The organism is Corallococcus sp. CA041A (assembly GCF_003612075.1).
GTDB classification, from domain to species: Bacteria; Myxococcota; Myxococcia; order Myxococcales; family Myxococcaceae; genus Corallococcus; species Corallococcus exiguus.
Genome location: NZ_RAWF01000077.1, coordinates 20,232 through 35,882, shown reverse-complemented (window position 1 = coordinate 35,882; position 15,651 = coordinate 20,232). Strand labels below are relative to the sequence as shown.

Here is a 15,651-nt window from a genome sequence, read left to right as displayed (position 1 = left end):
GCTTCTTGACGGTCGCGAGCCCCAGCCCGAGCCCTTCGGCGATGGCGCTGCTCCCCTTGACGCGGAAGTACGGCTCGAACAGGGAGGGCAGGAGCTCCGGCGTGATGCCCGGCCCCGTGTCGCTGACGCGGGTGCGAATGAAGGCCCCCGTGTCCTCCACGCGGAGGGTGACCCGCCGGGTCGTCGCATCGCCCATGTACTTGATGGCGTTGCGGATCAGGTTGCCGAGCAGGCTCAGGTAGACGCCGGTGCTGCAAGCCACCAGGACCGGCGGAACGGGCTCGTGACGCAGCTCGATGCCGGCCTGCTCCGCCTCCACCGCGAAGCCGCCCAGCAGGTCGGTGATGATCGCCCGGGGTTCGGCCCGGGCACCGGGATCCGGCCGGGCTCCGGAGCGGGCGAAGTCCAGGAGCGCGCCGGTGATGGCATCCGCCCGTGAGAGGCTCCGGATGATGCGCTTGAAGGGCGCGCGAGAGGATTCCTCCGGGGTCTTGCGCAAGCCGAGCTCGGCGGCCATCCGGGCCGAGGACAGCGGGTTGCGGATGTCGTGCGCGACGCGGCCCGCGAACTGCTCCAGCTCCTCTGCTCGCGCTTCGACGAACTTCGTGTGCGCGTCCGCGAGCGCGCGGCGTCCTTGCAGTTCGCGATGGAGCAACCACGCCACGACCCCGGCCAGGATGCCGCACAGCGCGTGGAGGCTCGTGCTCAGCCACACGGCTTCGCGGCGCGCTTCGCGGATGCGCTCCGCCAGCTCCCGTCCCCGGACCGCGTTCCATTCGATGGAGCGCGTGATGTCCTCAAGGAGGCGCCGGCCCGGGGGTTCGACTTCTTGTTCGAACAGCGCCCCCTCCTCCCCCTCCCGCACGGATGCCGCGTCCGTGCGGGCCTGCTTGACCGCGGCTTCGAAGCGCGACCAGGACTCCTGCACGTCCCGCCTCACCGCCTGCTCGCCCGGGAGCGCCGTCAGATCCAGGTACTCGCTGATGCCCGCCCTCGCCTCCGACAGGGCCGTCTCCAGCTCCCGGTCCAGCTCCCCCCGGTGCATCGGCTCATTGATGAACCGGGCGAGGACCAGCTCGGCCTCCAGCACGGCCCTGCGGACGAGCGCGAGGTGCTCGATGCTCGGCGCCGAGTTGTAGATGATCTCATTCGAGAGATCGCTGATGACCCCGGACGATCGCTGGACGATCCAGCTGGTCACGAAGAAGCTGCCCACGACGGCGGCGAAGGCGAGGAAGAGCAGCTTCCACGACACTTCGGTCCTGGCGGGGCGAGGCGTGGGCATGCCCATTCCATGAGCCCCCGCCGCCCGTGCGGCAACCCGGCGGAGGCTCCCCCACGGACGTTCGTCCGGCCGCCCGGCTGTCAGCCCGCGCGAGGAGACAGCCCGCTCACCGCTCCCGCTCGCGACGATGGATGGTGGACACATCGATGCCCAGCAGCTCCGCGGCGCGGGTCTTGTTCCCGCCGCAGTGCTGGACCATCCAGTGGATGTACTCCCCCTCCAGCTTGCGCAGGGTCCACACGCCCTCCTGAGCCTGGGCGAAGGGCGTGGCCTCCTCCGCCGAGGGCACCGGCGCGTGGGGCCGCAGGTCCTCCAGCGTCACCGTCTCCCGGGGGACGAGCACCACCAGCCGCTCCACCAGGTTCTCCAGCTCGCGCACGTTGCCCGGCCAGGGCATGGCGCCCAGCGCGGCCACCACCTCTGGTGACAGCGACGTCACGCGGGAGCGCGGGTTGCGCGCGCGGGAGCGGGCGGTGAAGTGCTCCACCAGTTGGGGGATGTCCTCCCGGCGCTCCTTCAGCGAAGGCACCCGCAGCGTGACGACGTTGAGCCGGTAGAAGAGGTCCGCACGGAAGCGCCCTTCCCTCACGCGCGCCTCCAGGTCCTGGTGCGTGGCGGCCACCACGCGAACATCCACCGTGCGGCTGGCGTCCGAGCCCACCGCGCGCACCTCGCCGTCCTCCAGGATGCGCAACAGCCGCGCCTGGAGCTCCGTGGGCATGTCGCCAATCTCGTCCAGGAACAACGTGCCGCCGTGCGCCTCCACGAACAAGCCGCGCCGCACGGACGTGGCCCCGGTGAAGGCGCCCTTCACGTGGCCGAACAGCTCGCTCTCCAGCAGCGGCCCCGGCAGCGCGGTGCAGTTGACGGCCACGAAGGGGTTGGACGCGCGCGGGCCCTCGACATGGAGCGCGCGGGCCACCAGCTCCTTGCCGCTGCCGCTCTCGCCCCGGAGCAGCACCGGGGCCGCCGCGTGGGCCACCCGGTCGATGAGCTCGTACAGCCCGCGCATGGGTGCGCTCTTGCCTACCAGCGCGCCCAGGCCGGAACGCTCCTGCGACGCCTGCTTCAGCGCCCGGTGCTCCGTGCGCAGCCGGCGGTCCTCCAGCGCGCGGCCCAGGTACAGCCGCACCTCGTCCAGGCGGAAGGGCTTGGTGAAGTAGTGGTACGCGCCCCGGCGCATCGCCTCCACGGCGCTCTCCACGCCGCCGAAGGCCGTCATCAGCAGCACGGGCAGCTCCGGATCCACCGCGCGGGCGGCGTCCAGCACGTCCAGGCCGTCCACCTTCTCCATGCGCAGGTCGGTCAGCACCGCGTCGTACACGCGCGAGCGGATGAGCGTCAGCGCCTCCTGCCCTCCGGTGGCCAGGTCCACCGTCCAGCCCGCGTCGGCCAGCGGCTCCTGGAGCATGCGCCCCATCTCCACGTGGTCGTCCACCACGAGGATGCGCGCGTCAGACGGCAAGTCGCTCGGCATTTCGTTCCTCTGGGACAGCGCGCGCCACCGGCCACAGCACGGTGACGCGGGTGCCCTGCCCCGGCGTGCTCTCCAGCTCCACCCGTCCGCCGTGGTTGCGCACGACGTGGGCCACCATCGTCAGCCCCAGCCCCGTGCCCTGCCCGCGCTTCTTCGTCGTGAAGAACGGATCAAACACCTGGTTGAGGCGCTCCTTCGGAATCCCGCACCCGTCGTCGCGCACGGTGAGCGCGACCAGGCCCCACGTGCCTTCCTCCGGGCCCACCAGCGCGGAAGCCGAGACCTCCACCGTGCCGCCCTCGCGGCACGCATCACAGGCGTTGAGCGTGAGGTTGAGCAGCACCTGCTGGAGCTGATCCGCGTCCGCCGCCAGCGCCGGCACCGACTCCGGCACGTCCACGCTCAAGCTCACCCGCCGCCGCTCCGCCTCCACCTGCAACAGCTCATGCACGCTCCGGGCAAGCGGCCCCAGCGCCACCGGCCGCACCATCGCGGGCTGCAGGCGGGAGAAGTCCAGCAACTGGCGCAGCGTGCGGCTCACCCGGTCGATCTGCTCGACGATGACGCCCAGCCCCGGCCCTTGAGGATGCGTGGGGCCCAGCTTGCTCTGCACGTACTCCGCCCGGCCGCGCACCACGCCCAGCGGCGTGCCGATTTCATGCGCGATGCCCGCCGCCAGCACGCCCACCGTGGCCAGCTTCTCCGCGCGCAACAGCTGCGTCTCCAGCGCGCGCACGTCGCTGAGGTCCTCCACCACCAGGAGCGCGCGCGTCTCCTCCTTCGGGTCCTCCGCGGTCAGCGGCACCGCGTGCAGGTTGTACGTGCCCTCCTCGCCGAAGAGCGCCAGCGGTTCGCCCAGCAGGCTGCGCGGCCGGTCCTCCTGACGCGCGGACGCCACCAGCGCGGACAGCCGCTCCACCACCGGTGCCGGTGCGCTGGGGAACGCGGACGCCAGCGGCGCACCCGTCACGTTGCCGGGCACGCGCGAGCGCAGGGCCTGGTTGACGGCGCTGATCCGCCCGTCCTCCGTCAGCGCGAGGACGCCGGTGGGCAGATGGTCCAATATCTTCCGCGTCCGGTCATGGAGCGCGGCGAGCTGGGCCGCGTGACGGCGGCTCTCCATCAGCGCCACCGCGCGCCGCCGCGCCAGCACCACGTACACCGCGAAGGCCACCAGGAAGAACGCCACCAGCGCGCCCGCGCCCAACAGCCGCACCACCAGCGACTGCTCGTGCGAACGCAGCGCCGCGGTGGACACCAGCGTCGCCACCGCCCAGTGGCTGCCGCCGCGCATGCGGATGGGCGTGTAGACGGCCACCACCTCCGAGCGCCCCAACCCCAGCCGCTCCGCCTCCTGTTCGGACAGGGGCAGCATGCCGCGCGCGCCGGCCTTCAGCCGGGACACCAGGAACGCGAAGCCCGGCACGCCCGAGTCCTTCTGGCTCGCGCGGCCGAACCACTCCGTCAGGGCCGGGTCGCTCGCGGGCGTGGGCTGGCCGTGCGTGCCCACGAGCAGCATCCGCGCCTCCAGGTCCGACGTGACGATGCGCAGCGGCGCGAAGAACGACTCCGTGTCCACCAGCACCGCCACCGCGCCCTCGGGCTTGCCGTCCGTCGCGGGCAGCGCCGTGGCCAGGATGCGCAGCCAACCGCCGTTGGCCGCGTCCAGGCTGGGCGACGTGGTGAGGTCGCCCGGCGGACGCTGCAACGCGCGGCGCGCCGTGTCGGCCATCTCCGCCACCAGCCCCTCGCGCGACACCTGCGCGTCCGGCTTCCGGTCCAACAGCAGCAGCCGCTCCGCGCCGTCGCCGTCGTACGCCGCGATGGCCTTGTACTGGCCCACCGCCTCCAGCAGCGCGCGCAGCTCCCGGCGGTGCTCCGCCAGGGTCCCCGGCTGGGACATCAGCTCGCCGGCGAAGCGCAGGTTCTTGCCCACCTCCTCCAGCGAGTCCGTGACGCCGCCCACGGCCTCGTCCAACTGCTTCTGCCGGTCCCCCGCGAACTGCTCCACCAGGGTCGTCCGGCTGCGCTTCACGAGGGTCCAGACCCCCACCCCCACGCTCGCCAGCGCGGCGCACAAGAGGAGGATGGGCAGGAGCGTGGACCGCATGGGAGGCCCGCAACCTAACCCGTTGGGTGGTCCCAAGTCCTTGTTTCCAAAAGCCTTTATCCCACCAGCCCTCCGGTACTTGCCCGTTGACGGACCGCGTCGCGGAGTGCTACCTACCGGTCGGTAGGTGAAGTGACCTACCGGTCGGTAGGTGGTTTCAGCCCGGCAGGAGCAGGCAGGCCGGCGAGGGAAGGCACGCATGACACCCACGGGGCGCAAACCGGACGAGGGCGAGCGGTACAGGGCCATCCTGGAGACGGCGGCGCGGCTCATCTGCGAGCGCGGCTACGAGGGCACGTCGATGCAGGAGATCGCCGCCGCGTGCCGGATGACCAAGGCGGGGCTCTACCACCACATCCAGAACAAGGAGCAGCTGCTCTTCGCCATCATGAACTACGGGATGGACGTGTTCGAGGAGCAGGTCCTCGCGCCCGTTCAGGCTGTAGCGGATCCGGTGGAGCGGCTGCGCCAGTGCATGCGGCAGAACATCCACCTCGTGACGAGCGGCCGCAGCAAGGAGGTCATCATCATCCTCCACGAGCACGCCACGCTCACCGGTGAAGCGCGCGAGTACATCGACCGGCGCAAGAAGCGCTACGTGCGCTTCCTGGAGGACGCGTTCGCGGAGGCCAACCGCCTGGGCCGCCTGCGCGGCGTGGTGGACCCCACGGTGGCGGCGTTCTCGTTCCTGGGGATGATCCTCTGGGTCTACAAGTGGTTCAAACCGGACGGGCGCCTCACCGAGGAGCAGATCGCCGACGGCATGGTGGAGCTGCTCTTTCCCTCCGCCGCTTCGGTCGTGAGCGCCCCGGCCCCTTCCGCTGAAGACGCGCCCGCGCTGCGCATGGTGCCGCGCGCCGCTTCCGGTTCCAGCTCCGGTTCTGGAGGAGAGCCCCAGTGAACCGCGCCCGTTGGAGTTCCCTGTCGGAGGCGGTGGCATCCATCCCGGACGGCGCGTCGATCGCGGCTGGCGGGTTCATGCTCGGCCGCGCGCCCATGGCGCTGGTGCTGGAGCTGGTGGCGCAGGAGAAGCGCGGTCTGCAGCTCATCTCCCTGCCCAACCCATTGCCGGCGGAGTTCCTGGTCGCGGGCGGGTGCCTCAAGCGCGTGGAGCTGCCCTTCGGCGCGCTGGTGCTGGAGAACCGCGTGCGTCCCCTGCCCTGCCTCAAGCGGGCCATCGAGGCGGGCGAAATCGAATGGCGCGAGCACGACGGCTACCGCGTGGTGCAGCGGCTGCGCGCGGCGTCCATGGGGCTGCCCTTCATCCCCGCGCCGGACTCGGACGTGTCGGAGCTGGCGGAGGTGGACGCGCCGCGCACGGTGGAGGATCCGTTCACGGGCCGCCGCGTGCCGGTGGAGCCCGCGTACTACCCGGACGTGGCGCTCATCCACGCCCGGGCGGCGGACGACAAGGGCAACCTGCTGATCGAGGACCCCACCACGGACCTGCTCGTCGCGGGCGCCGCGAAGCGGATCATCGCCACGGTGGAGGAGCGCGTGCCGAAGCTGTCGCGCGTCACCATCCCCGCCTTCCAGGTGGAGCGCGTGGTGCTCGCCCCCGGCGGTGCGCTGCCCACGGGCTGCCTGGGCCAGTACCCGCATGACGACGCGATGCTCGCGGCCTACCTGGCCGCGGCGGATGCGGGCGACGCGAAGGGCTTCCTCATGTCGCTGCGCGCGACCCGGAGCGCGGCATGATGACGACGACGGTGGACGCGACGCCCGCGGAGACGGTGGTGTCGCTGCTGGCGCGGGAGATTGAAGACGGCTCGGTGGTGGCCACGGGTGTGGCGTCTCCGCTGGTCATCCTGGCCATCGCGGTGGCCCGGGCCACGCATGCGCCGGGGCTGACGTACCTGGCGTGTGTCGGTTCGTTGGATCCTGAGCTGCCGGAGCTGTACCCGTCGTCCGAGGACCTGCGCTACCTGGACGGCCGGTCCGCGGAGGTGAGCATCGCGGACCTGTTCGACCACGCCCGGCGCGGCCGGGTGGACACCGTGTTCTTCGGCGCGGCGGAGGTGGATCCGGCGGGCCGTACCAACATGACGGCGTCCGGCAGCCTGGAGAAGCCACGCACCAAGTTCCCTGGCGTCGCGGGCGCGGCCACGCTGCGCCAGTGGGTGAAGAACCCGGTGCTGCTGGTGCCCCGGCAGTCGCGCCGCAACCTGGTCCCGCAGGTCCAGGTGGCCACGACGCGCGACCCCAGCCGTCCGGTGCGGCTCATCTCCGACCTGGGCACGTATGAGCTGGGCGGGCCCCGTGGGGCGCGGCTGTTGGCGCGTCACCCGTGGGCCACGGTGGACGGCATCGCAGAGCGGACCGGCTTCGAGTTCGCGGTGCCGGACGCGCTGCCCGTCACCTCCCTTCCGGACGCGCGCACGGTGTCGGCCATCCGTGCGCTGGACCCCCGCAACCTGCGCGACGCGCTCGTCGGCGGCTGAAGCACATCTCCCCCAATCTTCAAGCCACACGGAAAAGAGGCACCGCATGGAAGCCGTCGTTCTTCGCCAGTTCGGGAGTGCAGAGAACCTGCGTCTGGAGACCGTGCCGGTGCCCCGGCCGGGCAAGGGCGAGGTGCTGCTGAAGGTCCACGCGTGCGGCGTCTGCTACCACGACGTCATCAACCGCCGCGGCAACCTGCCCCGCACGCACGTACCCGCCATCCTGGGGCACGAGGCCGCGGGCGAGGTGGTGGAGGTGGGCCCGGACACGGTGGGCTGGAAGGTGGGCGACCGCGCGGCGACGCTGCAGCGCATGTCCTGCGGCGAGTGCGCGCTGTGCCTTTCCGGCCGCAACAGCCTGTGCAAGACGGACAATCGCTTCTTCGGCGAGGAGCTCCAGGGCGGCTACGCGCAGTTCATGGTGGCCCCGGTGCGAGGCCTCGGCCGCGTGCCGTCCGACCTGCCCTGGGCGGTGGCCGCGACGGTGTGCTGCACGCTGGGCACCGCCGTGCACACGCTGCGCACGCGGGCGAAGGTGAAGGCCGGTGAGACGGTCCTCATCACCGGCGCCAGCGGCGGTGTGGGCCTGGCGGCCGTGCAGCTGGCCAAGGTGGACGGGGCGCGCGTCATCGCCATCACGTCCGGCGAGGCGAAGGTCTCGGCCCTCAAGGAGGCCGGCGCGGACGAGGTGATTGTCTCGCGCGGCCTGGATTTCGGTTCGGAGGCGCGCAAGCGCACGCAGGGCCAGGGCGTGGACGTGGCGGTGGAGATCGTCGGCAGCGCCACCTTTGATCAGACGCTCAAGGCCATGGCGCCCGGTGGACGCGTGGTGGTGGTGGGCAACCTGGAGTCCGGGGTGGTGAACCTCAACCCGGGCCTGGTCATCGTGAAGGAGCTGGAGATTCTTGGCGCGTACGCGACCACGCGCGAGGAGCTGGACGAGTCGCTGCGGCTGACGGCCAAGGGCCTCGTCCGTCCCTTCGTGTCGGAAGAGGTGGCGCTGGCGGACGCGGGCCGCGCGCACTTCCGGCTGGAGAACCGGGAAGTGGCGGGCCGGCTGGTGCTGGTTCCCCCGGCGGCGTGAGGCCGTCTGGATTCGCGACCTTTTGACTTGAGGAGTTCCCCATGAAGAAGCGGGTTGGAATCGAAGCGCTGGCGGTGGCGGTCCCCCGGCGGTACGTGGACATCGAGGACCTGGCGCGGGCGCGCGGCGTGGACCCGGCGAAGTTCACCGCGGGCCTGGGCGCGAAGGAGATGGCGGTCAACGACCCGGGTGAGGACTCCGTGTCGCTGGCGGCCACGGCGGCCGCGCGGCTCATCCAGCAGCAGGGCGTGGACACGTCCAAGCTGGGCATGCTGGTGGTGGGCACGGAGACGGGCGTGGACCACTCCAAGCCCATCGCGTCGCACGTGCACGGTCTGCTGAAGCTGCCGCGCGGCATGCGCACGTTCGACTCGCAGCACGCGTGCTACGGCGGCACGGCGGGTCTGATGGCGGCGGTGGAGTGGATTGCGTCCGGCGCGGCGGCGGGCCGCTCCGCGCTGGTGGTGTGCACGGACATCGCGCGCTACGGCCTGAAGACGGCGGGCGAGCCCACGCAGGGCGGCGGCGCGGTGGCGCTGCTGGTGTCGGAGACGCCGGACCTGCTGGCGGTGGACGTGGGGCTCAATGGCGTGAGCACCGCGGACGTGTACGACTTCTGGAGGCCGGTGGGCCGGCGCGAGGCGCTGGTGGACGGGCACTACTCCATCACCTGCTACCTGGACGCCATGGCGGGCGCGTACCGGGGCTGGCGCGAGCGCGCCATGGAGCAGGGGCTGGTGCGGTGGGACTCGAAGCTGCCCAGCGAGCAGCTGGCGCGCATCCTCTACCACGTGCCCTTCTGCAAGATGGCGCGCAAGGCGCACGCGCAGGTGCGCCTGTGCGACCTGGAGGATTCCGGCAACGGGCCGGCCACGCCCGAGGCGCGCGACGAGGCGGCGAAGTCGCAGGCCAGCTACGACGCGCAGGTGGCGAAGTCGCTGGGGCTGAACGCGCGGGTGGGCAACGTCTACACGGCGTCGCTGTACCTGGCGCTCGCGGGCCAGCTGCACGCGGAGGGCGCGGCGCTGGCGGGCCAGCGGATGGGCCTCTTGTCCTACGGCAGCGGTTCCTGCGCGGAGTTCTACACCGGCGTCGTGGGTGAGAAGGCCGCGGAGCGCATGGCCCGCGCGGACCTGGACACGGTGCTGGCGAAGCGCGAGCGCGTGTCGGTGGAGGAGTACGAGCGGCTGATGAACCTGCCCTACGACGCGCCGGAGGCGATTGCTCCGGAGCCGGGCACGTTCCGGCTGGCGGAGATCCACGAGTTCCGCCGCAAGTACGCGGGGGCGTAGGCCGCACCTGTTCCACGGTCGTTCCCACGGGCGATGCGCGCTTTGCGGCGTGCATCGCCCGTCTGCTTTTCATGGGCATGGTCCCGAACCGGTTTGATAGGGTTTGGGGGCAGCGCAGGGGCCGGGCTGCCAACACGGGGGTTGCCATTGAACGCGGAGCGATTGCGGCGGCTGTTCGCCAGGGCCTTGAAGGCAACGCTGGCCACGCCGCTTGTGATTGCCGGATGCCACGGCGAACGGCACGTAAAGCCGGACGTGCCCGCTGGCCGGCTGGCGACGAACTACCGCCGGATCCGGTGCGCGGAGGCTCCTCCGAGGGAGGGATATCCCTTCTACAACGCGGTCCCCGGAATCGACAGGGCGTGGATGGTGCCCGTGCCGGACTTCGTCGAGGTGAGGCGGTATTCGTACACCTGGGAGCTCGTCGCCGACACGTCAAAGCCCCGACGACCCGGTGGAGGGCAGCCAGCCCGTGCCGAGAGGAAGCGAATCCCTGGCTCCCAGTCCGTCTTCACCACGGGAAACGCTTGCGAGACGGCCGTCAACAAAGAGGCCTGTGTGGAAGCGCGCCAGTCGCTGGACGACGGAGGCATGGAAGGCTTTGGAGGTAAGTGTCTTGGCGACGCCCTTTCGACGTGTAGCTCCTATTACGTGGTGACCACCCGGGGCGACGACGTGAGGATCTTCAGGTCGAGGGATTCGCTCAAACAGGTGCTGGGTGCCATCGAGCAGGCGGAGGAGGCCGCACTCCTGGCATTCGCGGCCGGCTACGAGGTCTGCTCCTCCACCGAGGCCCCGCCATGGGTCGGCGTCAATCCCGACGAGGGCTTCACGATCCTGGAGGAACTGGGCGTTGATTGTGACCAGAAGCAGTCATGGCTGTCCCGGAAGCCGGTGCGCATCTCGTCCTCGGGAGAGGTGGTCGAGCACAAAGCCTTCAAGGTCAAGTACGGCGACACGGGCTGCTATCCCGGCAGAAGGCCCGTGGGACTCCAGGAGGCACAGGCTGAGGACTGCGAGGACGCCCGGGGCGCCTGGTTCGCCAATGCCGCCCGGCTGGAGGCTGCGTCCGTCGACGCCTTCCTCCGGCTGCGCGAGGAGCTGGCCCTGCACGGTGCGGGTCAGGCGTTGCAGGACGCGGCGCTCGCCAGCGCGCAGGACGAGGTCCGGCACGCGGAGGTCACCACCCGGCTCGCGCGTCACTTCGGGGCCGAGCCTCCCCTGCCCTCCGTGGCCGACGTGCCGCTGAGGTCCTTGCGCGAGGTGCTGCTCGACAACGCCGTGGAGGGGTGCGTGCGGGAGACCTACAGCGCGCTGCTGGCCCACCACCAGGCACTGCACGCGGAGGATGCGGAGATCCGCGAGGCCATGGTCCGCATCGCGGAGGACGAGACGCGCCACGCGGGCCTGTCGTGGGACATCGACGCGTGGGCCGCGCCCAGGCTGTCCGAAGAGGACCGCTCCATCCTTCGGGAGGCCCGGCGCCAGGCGCTGGCCGTGCTGCGCGCGGAGATGGCCGTGCCGCTGGACGCGCGCCTCTCCGCGGAGGCCGGGCTGCCTTCACCGGCGGTGGCACTGGCACTGTTGGACTCGCTGGAGCAGGAACTCTGGGCCTGAGGCGCTCACAACCCCAGGAAGGTGAGCACCGCCGCCAGGTCCTCGTCCGACAGGGCCTCCCGGCTGTAGAGCGGCATGGTGCCGCCGACGCCGAAGAAGCTGCCATGACGCAGCTTCTCGATGACCACCAGCCGCCGGGGAATGCCGGGGAAGAGCGCGTCGTAGTCCTCCGTCACCTCCGGCAACACCGACGCGAACGTCGTCAGCCGCCCCTCCCCTGTGTGCGTTGCCCCATGGCACGTCTGGCAGGCGGCGCGGTACACGGCGCCTCCCCTTCCAGCATCACCAGCCGGCACGTCCTGGATGTCCTTCACCACCGTGAAGGGCAGCGCGGGTGCGTCCGCGTCCGGGCTGATCCGCACCAGGTATTCGTACAGCGCCCGCGCCTTGGGATCCTCCCGCGTGAGGGGGGACACGCCGCGCATGAAGCCCAGGTAGCAGAAGTTCACCGCGCTCAGCAGGTCCGTCTCGTAGCCGCCCCACCACGTCTCGCGGAACGCCGCGTTCTCCAGCGGGTAGCCCGCGAGCATCCGGTCCGGATCAGGCTTGGCGCTCGTGGCGTGGCAGGTCGCGCAGGAGAAGCTGTTGAACTGGCTGTCCGACAACCGGGCGTCCTGGAACAACGTCTCACCGAACTCCGCCGCGGGCGTCGCGCCGCCACAGCCCGCCAGCAGCGCGCCCAGCACCCAGAGCCACCTCATGGCCGGCTCCGAAGCAGCGCCACCGAGTCCGGGAAGAGCCCCACCTGGACCGTCTTCACCACCCGCCGCTCCTCCAGCGACACGACGTGGAGCGTGCCCGGCCCCACGTGGTCGCCCTCGCAGACCACGAGCGCATGGCGCTCATCCGGCGTCAGCATCAACTGGTGCACGTTGAGGCAGCCGCTGGGCGCCAGCGGAATCTCCCCAGGCACCGCCTCCGGATCGGCTGCGTCGATGATGGCGATGGAGTCCACCGACTGGTACGGCATGTAGAGCGTGCGCCCGTCGGACGTGAAGGCACCGAACATCGGCGCGCCCTGCAGCCACACCGTGCGCTGAGGCTCCATCGTGAGCGTCTCCGGATCCAGGTACTGCACCGCGCGGCTCGCGAGCGAGCTGACCCACACCGCCCCTGTCGTGGGCGACACCGTGAGCGCGTAGGGCTGGTGAAGGGGCCGCACGGCCGTGCCGGTGTTGGCCGCCACCTTCACGCGGCGCACCGGGCGGTCCGCCTGCTCCAGGTCCACGATGGCCACCTCGTCCGACCAGCAGGCGACGTAGGCACGGCGCCCATCCGGTGACAGGCGTACGGCGTGGGGCGCGGGACAGACGGGCACCATCGCCGTGCGAGTCATCGTCCGCGCGTCGAGGATGGCCATGCGTGAATCCATCTCCGCCTCCGTGCCTCCCCGCCGCGCCACCTCCGCGATCTTCAGCAGGTCGAAGTGCGTCTGGAAAAGCGTCCGCCCGTCCGCGCTGAGGATGACGTCGCCCGGGTTGGGATCCACGCGCGCGGAGCCCACGACGGCGTGAGTGGCCGCGTCCAGCTTGAGGCAGTAACCATCCGCCTTCCCCGAACCATGCGTCCCGTGCGGTCCGGAGCCGGAGCCGGGCACATAGTTGGAGATGCCCACGTAATAGAAGTCACCCTCCGGCGAGACGACCGAGTGGTGCGGCCCCTCCAGCTCCACCGGGTTGAGCCCCACCGGGACGCGCGCCAGCTCGCCCCAGGTGGGAGACTCCATCCCGTCCAGGTCCAACAGGCTGAGGGTGTCCTCCAGGTTGTTGGTGATGATCAGCCGTCCGGCGGGCCCCACGGGCGGCAGCGGCGCGGACACCGGCCACGGCGCTTCGACGCCGTACTCCAGCTCCGGCACCTGGAGCGGTCCCGTGTCCGTCTCACCACAGGCCCCGAGCACGCCCACCGACAGGGTAAGCAGCAGCCAGGACCGCGCCCCGACAGCGCGCTTCGTCCAAGGCAGTGAGGCCGTCATGACCGGCGGCTCCGCGCCAGCGCGTCCCTTCGGGAACGGCGCCCCCACACCGTCGCGAGCACCAGGAGCGCGCCCGGCACCAGGCCCGGCGACGCGGCGCAGCCATCCGGGGACGCTGGCGCCACGGGCTGCTCGGAAGGGCCGGCGTCCTGCGTGGGCCCCACGCCCCCGTCCGGAGCCGCGCCGTAGAGCTGCGCCAGCTGCGGCCACAGGGCCGGGCAGCGCTGCTGCACGGGCGTCGCGGCGGGACACAGGTGCGCGCCCTGCACGTCGCCGAGCTTGAACATCGGCTCCCAGGTCGTGCCCTCGTCCGCGCTCTTCGCCAACGCCCAGCCGCCCGTCCAGCCCGAACCACAGCCATAGAGCGTCCCGTTCCGCTTCAGCGCGCACGCGTTCCCGTTCGGCTCCGCGAGCTCCGTGAAGGACCCGTCATCCTGCCCACGGAAGAGGCGGGTCGTCGTGGAGACCCAGACCGTGCGCCCGTCCGGGGACGCTTCCACGCTGGAGATGCGCTCGTAGGTATCCATCACCGACGTCAGCGTGACGCCACCGTCCGTGCTCTTGAGCAGCCAGTCGCGCCCCTGGGCGGAGATCTTCGCCCACAGCACGTCCGGTGACGCGTCGCTCACTCGCAGCAGCACCAGGTCATACGGGAGCTTCAACGCGGTGAGCGGCTGGGGCAGCCGCGTCCAGACGCGCCCGCCGTCATCGCTGCGCGCCAGGAACTGGCCTTCCGCGTCCTGGCCCGACGCGTAGAGGCGCAGCGGATCCGACGCGGCGATGCGGATGGCGGAGTAGCGGGAGCCCGGCGTCGGCGCCAGCGCCTGGACCCAGGACTCCCCGCCGTCCTCGGAGCGGTACAGCCCGTTGTTCAGGGACGGCCGCCCCGTGCTGACGTACAGGTACCGCTCGTCCGTCGGGTGCACCGCCAACCCGGTGACCCACGTGTCTTTGAAATAGGTATGCGGCGCCCACGAGCAGCCGCTGTCCTCGGAGCGGATCAGCGCGCTCCCCGTGGCGGCCATGATGGCCCCGCCAGACAGCCAGAAGTAGCGCTCCGGACGCCAGATGGCGATGCCCATGCCCTCAGGGCAGATCCACCGCCAGGTCGTCCCCTGATCGCGGGAGATGAGCGCGCCGGAAGCGTCACCCATGATCCAGTCGTCCTCGTGCCCGCGGCGCACGCTGATGCTGCTCGCCTCGTCGGGCATGCCCCAGTGCGCCCCGGCCGGAGCCGCCCACAACGACAGGAGCAGCGGCAGCCTCCAGGACAGGAGGATGGATGTCTTCTTCACGGTGAGGCTCCAGCGCGGCGAGGAAACAACGAGCGGCCGCGCACCGGATCCGCTCCGGGGCACGGCCGCTCGCGTGGGGGAAACGCTTAGTTGGGCGCGTTGCGGTACTCGAAGTCCTCGAGCGTCATCAGGTAGTCCTTCTTGTCCTCGCGATACCGGAAGCAGTAGCGCGTCGGGTAGAGGCCGGAGACCTCCATCGCCGGAGGCGCCTTGATGGGGCGGCAGTCCTCGGCGGGCTTGCTCTTGGCGAAGCCGCCCTCGACGACGGTCTCGAAGTACGTGATGTGGCCGTCGTAGGCGCCGTAGACGAACGCCTGCGTGAAGGGCTCGCCGTTGAAGGGCGACTCGGCGATGTCCGCCAGGTGGTTGCCCATGCGCGCGGACACGCCCTTCTGGTTCTCGAAGCCCGTCGGGTAGAAGGGCGCCGGCGGATCCTTGATGGCCTTCGCGTAGTCGTTGCAGTCCGTGTAGACGCCGCACGGACCGGTGCGGATGAAGTTACGCGTCACGAAGTCCTGCATGAAGAAGTGCAGGTCGAAGTGCCCCTTGTCGAACGCGCCGATGGGGCCGTGGCCCCGGCCCTGCCAGTTGAACATGATCCACTGGAAGGGGACGTCCTTCATCTTGGGGAACCAGAGCACGCGCTCGTGGCCGCCGTTGCACTCCTTCTCCGGGTCCGTCACGCCGTCGTTGTTCATGTCCCAGCACGTCTGCCCGTCGTTCGTCGGCAGGTGGGGCAGCATGGGCAGCGTGTCCATGGCGGCCTGATCCACGGTGACGCCAATGGCCTTCACGGAGCCGTCCGCGTTCTTGTGGATGATGGACTGCACGTAACCGTCGCCAAACGACACGCGGTTCTCCATCAGGTCGCACGTGCCGCGGTACGCGCCGTCCTTCAACCGCTTGGACAGCTCCTTCTCGGAGACCTTCTGGACCTTGTTGTCGACACAGGCGTCGACGGTCTCCCCTTCATCGGAACAGCCGGCCATGCCCAGCAGGGCCGCACCCAGGATCCACGGACTCAGACGATGAAACACGGTTGCACTCCTTGTGAACGAAACGAGATGAACGAAGC

13 protein-coding genes are annotated in these 15,651 nt (G+C 70.8%); 6 read left to right on the top strand and 7 right to left on the bottom strand.

The features are described 5' to 3' along the window. The 3 genes from D7V77_RS16055 to D7V77_RS16045 form a co-directional block, all read right to left on the bottom strand. A partial coding sequence (locus tag D7V77_RS16055; RefSeq protein WP_147452073.1) for a HAMP domain-containing sensor histidine kinase occupies nucleotides 1-1,285 on the bottom strand: 1,285 nt, incomplete at its 3' end. A gap of 106 nt (nucleotides 1,286-1,391) precedes the next feature. Continuing rightward, nucleotides 1,392-2,750, bottom strand: a complete 1,359-nt coding sequence (locus D7V77_RS16050) for a sigma-54 dependent transcriptional regulator (protein WP_120577169.1) — start codon at nucleotides 2,748-2,750, stop codon at nucleotides 1,392-1,394. Beyond that, a complete protein-coding gene (locus D7V77_RS16045; RefSeq protein WP_120577167.1) occupies nucleotides 2,740-4,872 on the bottom strand; it encodes an ATP-binding protein in 2,133 nt (710 codons plus the stop codon). The genes D7V77_RS16050 and D7V77_RS16045 overlap by 11 nt, the downstream gene beginning before the upstream one ends. A gap of 199 nt (nucleotides 4,873-5,071) precedes the next feature. Here D7V77_RS16045 and D7V77_RS16040 point away from each other — a divergent pair, with 199 nt between their 5' ends. The 6 genes from D7V77_RS16040 to D7V77_RS16015 all read left to right on the top strand — a co-directional run bounded on the left by D7V77_RS16040 (nucleotide 5,072) and on the right by D7V77_RS16015 (nucleotide 11,306). Next, entirely contained in the window at nucleotides 5,072-5,773 is a 702-nt protein-coding gene (locus D7V77_RS16040) for a TetR/AcrR family transcriptional regulator (protein ID WP_120577166.1), read from the top strand. Next, nucleotides 5,770-6,570 (top strand): CoA transferase subunit A, encoded by an 801-nt coding sequence (locus D7V77_RS16035; RefSeq protein ID WP_120577165.1) that lies wholly within the window; start codon nucleotides 5,770-5,772, stop codon nucleotides 6,568-6,570. The genes D7V77_RS16040 and D7V77_RS16035 overlap by 4 nt, the downstream gene beginning before the upstream one ends. Beyond that, on the top strand, nucleotides 6,570-7,313 hold the full coding sequence (locus D7V77_RS16030) for a CoA-transferase subunit beta (RefSeq protein ID WP_120577164.1): 744 nt from the start codon (nucleotides 6,570-6,572) through the stop codon (nucleotides 7,311-7,313). Before D7V77_RS16035 ends, D7V77_RS16030 begins: the two co-directional genes overlap by 1 nt. A gap of 46 nt (nucleotides 7,314-7,359) precedes the next feature. Beyond that, nucleotides 7,360-8,397 (top strand): zinc-binding dehydrogenase, encoded by a 1,038-nt coding sequence (locus D7V77_RS16025; RefSeq protein WP_120577163.1) that lies wholly within the window; start codon nucleotides 7,360-7,362, stop codon nucleotides 8,395-8,397. A 41-nt stretch (nucleotides 8,398-8,438) separates the two neighbouring features. Beyond that, nucleotides 8,439-9,689: a hydroxymethylglutaryl-CoA synthase family protein gene (locus D7V77_RS16020; protein WP_120577162.1), complete on the top strand. Its 1,251-nt coding sequence runs from the start codon at nucleotides 8,439-8,441 to the stop codon at nucleotides 9,687-9,689. A 558-nt stretch (nucleotides 9,690-10,247) separates the two neighbouring features. Then, entirely contained in the window at nucleotides 10,248-11,306 is a 1,059-nt protein-coding gene (locus tag D7V77_RS16015; protein ID WP_233597013.1) for a ferritin-like domain-containing protein, read from the top strand. Between the two features lie 5 nt (nucleotides 11,307-11,311). Here the strand turns inward: D7V77_RS16015 and D7V77_RS16010 are convergent, their stop codons facing one another. From D7V77_RS16010 to D7V77_RS15995, 4 genes are all read right to left on the bottom strand, one after another. Then, the gene (locus tag D7V77_RS16010; protein ID WP_120577160.1) at nucleotides 11,312-12,007 is read right to left on the bottom strand and encodes a c-type cytochrome; all 696 of its coding nucleotides are present in this window, start codon (nucleotides 12,005-12,007) and stop codon (nucleotides 11,312-11,314) included. Further along, nucleotides 12,004-13,281: a hypothetical protein gene (locus D7V77_RS16005; protein WP_233597012.1), complete on the bottom strand. Its 1,278-nt coding sequence runs from the start codon at nucleotides 13,279-13,281 to the stop codon at nucleotides 12,004-12,006. Before D7V77_RS16005 ends, D7V77_RS16010 begins: the two co-directional genes overlap by 4 nt. Beyond that, a complete protein-coding gene (locus D7V77_RS16000; RefSeq protein WP_120577159.1) occupies nucleotides 13,278-14,576 on the bottom strand; it encodes a hypothetical protein in 1,299 nt (432 codons plus the stop codon). Before D7V77_RS16000 ends, D7V77_RS16005 begins: the two co-directional genes overlap by 4 nt. Nucleotides 14,577-14,662: 86 nt before the next feature. Next, the gene (locus D7V77_RS15995; protein WP_120577158.1) at nucleotides 14,663-15,613 is read right to left on the bottom strand and encodes a hypothetical protein; all 951 of its coding nucleotides are present in this window, start codon (nucleotides 15,611-15,613) and stop codon (nucleotides 14,663-14,665) included. Between the last annotated feature and the right edge of the window lie 38 nt (nucleotides 15,614-15,651).